Genomic DNA, 2,992 nt, shown 5'->3' with positions numbered 1-2,992 from the left:
TCCTTCGGCTGCGGCACCGGCGCTACCTCCGTAGCGGGAATAGGCTTCGGCTCTTCCTTCGGCTTCGGCACGTCCTCGGGCTTGGGCTTTTCGACCGGCGTCGGCGCGGGTGGCGGAGCCGCCGTCATATCGACTGGCTGGGGCTTGGGCTCAGGTGTCGGCGGCTTGTCGGTGTCGACGCTGTTATCGCCGACTTTCTGGGCATCGGGAACGATGTCGGGACGCTGCGTCGGTACCGGCGCCGGCTTGTCGTGCATCACAGACTTCTTGTCGCCTTGCAGGACCTGCGCCGTCGCTTCCATCGGCACGATCTCGACCGACACCGATTCCGCATCGGACGCAGGCATCGCGGGCGGCGAGGACAACGTGAACAGCCCGAAGGCAATCGCCACCGTATGCAAGATCACCGATGTGGTGAGGCCGGTCCTCATCTTGCGTCTACTGATCCTGTTCCTGCAGTGAAACCAGGCCGATATTCTTGTAGCCGGCAGCCGAGACGCGGGCCATCACCTTCATGGCAGTGCCATAGTCGGTGGACTTGTCACCCCTGATGAAAATGCGCTCGTCATAGCCGGTCTTCGAGATCGCCTGCAGCTTGGCCACCAGCTCCTCGATCGGGATCTCCGTTTCCTGCAGGTAGATCTGACCGGCCGAGTTGATCGAGACGGTTATAGGCTGCGTATCGGCGTTCATCGCCTTGGCTTGCGTATCTGGCAGGTCGATCGGCACGCCGACCGTCAGCAACGGCGCCGCGACCATGAAGATGATCAAAAGCACCAGCATCACGTCGACCATCGGCGTGACGTTGATCTCCGATATCAAGGCGTGATGGCGGCCGCGCCGCCTGTGGCCGCGCCCGCCGCGTCCTCCGCCACCTGCGCTTACGGACATTCCCATGATCGTTCCTCAGGCCTTCTGCGCGACTTTTTCATCGATTTGGCGCGAGAGTATGGCGGAGAACTCATCCGCGAACCCTTCCATGCGCACCGCGATCTTGCTCGCGTCCGACGACAGCTTGTTATAGGCGATGACGGCCGGGATGGCGGCGAGTAGGCCGATGGCCGTCGCCAGCAGCGCCTCGGCGATGCCGGGCGCGACCACCGACAGGCTGGTGTTCTTCGAGGCGGCGATCGCCTGGAACGAGGTCATGATGCCGATAACCGTGCCGAACAGGCCGATGAAGGGCGCCGCCGAGCCGGTGGTGGCGAGAAAGCCGAGCCGCCCTTCCAGCTTTTCCATTTCGCGGGTCAACGCCAGGTCCATCGCCTTGTCGATGCGGGTCTGCAGGCCGAGCGGCGATTTCGCGCCCTTCTCGAAGCTTTTCTTCCATTCGCGCATGGCGGCGACGAAGATCGCGCTCATGCCGGTTGTCTTGCGGTCGGCGAGCGTGCGGTAAAGCTCTTCCAGCGACTGTCCCGACCAGAACACCTGTTCGAAGCGATTGAGCGCCAGCCGCATGCGGGCATAGGCGACGAGCTTGTCGACGATGATCGCCCAGGTCCAGATCGAGGCGCCAAGCAGCCCGATCATGACCAGCTTGACCACCCAACCGGCCTGCATGAACAAGGCCCAAATCGATAAATGCGCGCCCGGGTCGGCGAGAGCGATGTTTTCCATGTTACGTCCTTAAAGATTTTCCGGGCGTGGCTGGCGGCTGGCCCATGGGCATCCCTTGTGGTCCGTTCGCGTGAAGCTTGCGGAATAACCCCAAATGCACCGTTGGCGGCCTTTTCGGGGCAAATATTGGTGAAAGGAAGGCGCTTGGATTCTCCCAATCTTAACCAATCCCTTCATGGACCGTTATGGTTAAGGATGGGTTAGGACGTACAGCGCGGCGCATTGCCGCGCCCCGACGAGCTGCCCGGCGATCGTAGCCCCTAACCGGGAGCTCCGGGATCATCCGCCTCTGCCCCTTATTTGCGCGTTCTGGGCATGAAGGCTGCGATCCAGTCCTTGGGAAAGCGCCGCGGCCGGCCGTTCTCGCCGACGATCGCCGCTTCGACCCGCACCTCGACCAGCACCTCGCTGCCGCGTTTCAACTGCTGCGCCATGACGATGCGCGCGCCGGAAATCTCGTCGGTGCGCGTATCGATGGTCAGGATGTCGTCCATGCGGGCCGAACCGCGGAAATTGATCTCCATGCGCCGCACCACCCAGACTATTTTCTCGCCATGCTTGCCGTCGGCAAGCTCGGTGTGGTGGACGCCGGCCAGCCGCAGATAATCGGAACGGCCGCGCTCGAAGAATTCGAGATAGCGCGCGTGGTAGACGACGCCGGAGAAATCGGTGTCGGCATATAAACCCGCGCCATCAATCGATGGCCGAATTCCGTCAGCGCGCCGGAAAGCCCGGCGGACAATGCCGATTCACCATGATCGTCCATTGCGCTGTCCTTTTGGTCCCGACGAGCATCTGTTTTGACACCACCTGTTTTGCGCATAGACCGGCGATGATCAAGACCTGGAGGACAAGGGAACTGCCAGCACCGAAGCCATAAGCAGCGGAACTTACGGTTCTTCCTGGAACAGGCTGATCTGCTGCTGCGCCAGGTCCTTCGGCGCGTCGAGGCCGAGATGCCGCCAGGCATTGGCCGCCAGCACGCGGCCGCGCGGGGTGCGCATGATGAAGCCTTGCTGGATCAGAAAGGGTTCGATGATGTCCTCGATGGCGTCGCGTGGCTCGGAAAGCCCGGCAGCGATTGTCTCGATGCCGACCGGCCCGCCGCCGAAATTCCGGGCGATCATCTGGAGATAACGGCGGTCGAGCGCGTCGAGGCCGAGCCCGTCGACCTCCAGCCGCGTCAGCGCCTCGTCGGCGATCTCGCGGTCGACATGGCCGTCGCCGGCAACGCTGGCAAAGTCGCGCACCCGGCGCAACAGCCGGCCGGCGATGCGCGGCGTGCCGCGCGCCCGCCGGGCGATCTCCAAAGCACCGTCGTCGCCGAGCGGCATGGCAAGGATGCGGGCGCCGCGCCGCACGATCTGCTCGAGTT

3 protein-coding genes and 2 pseudogenes are annotated in these 2,992 nt (G+C 63.4%); all 5 read right to left on the bottom strand.

The features are described from left to right. Positions 1-431: pseudogene (locus E5W70_RS31675) on the bottom strand (hypothetical protein); the annotation flags it as partial. Between the two features lie 7 nt (positions 432-438). After that, entirely contained in the window at positions 439-897 is a 459-nt protein-coding gene (gene tolR, locus E5W70_RS31670) for a protein TolR (RefSeq protein ID WP_292665208.1), read from the bottom strand. A 9-nt stretch (positions 898-906) separates the two neighbouring features. Beyond that, complete coding sequence (tolQ, locus tag E5W70_RS31665; RefSeq protein WP_292665206.1) at positions 907-1,617, bottom strand: protein TolQ; 711 nt, start codon at positions 1,615-1,617, stop codon at positions 907-909. A gap of 296 nt (positions 1,618-1,913) precedes the next feature. Further along, positions 1,914-2,383, bottom strand: a pseudogene (ybgC, locus tag E5W70_RS31660) (tol-pal system-associated acyl-CoA thioesterase). A gap of 124 nt (positions 2,384-2,507) precedes the next feature. Then, positions 2,508-2,992 (bottom strand): Holliday junction DNA helicase RuvB C-terminal domain-containing protein (locus E5W70_RS31655; protein WP_292665204.1); only part of this gene is annotated, 485 nt, incomplete at its 5' end.

The organism is Mesorhizobium sp. (assembly GCF_005063415.1).
GTDB lineage: Bacteria > Pseudomonadota > Alphaproteobacteria > Rhizobiales > Rhizobiaceae > Mesorhizobium.
This window is presented reverse-complemented; position numbering and strand designations above follow the sequence as displayed.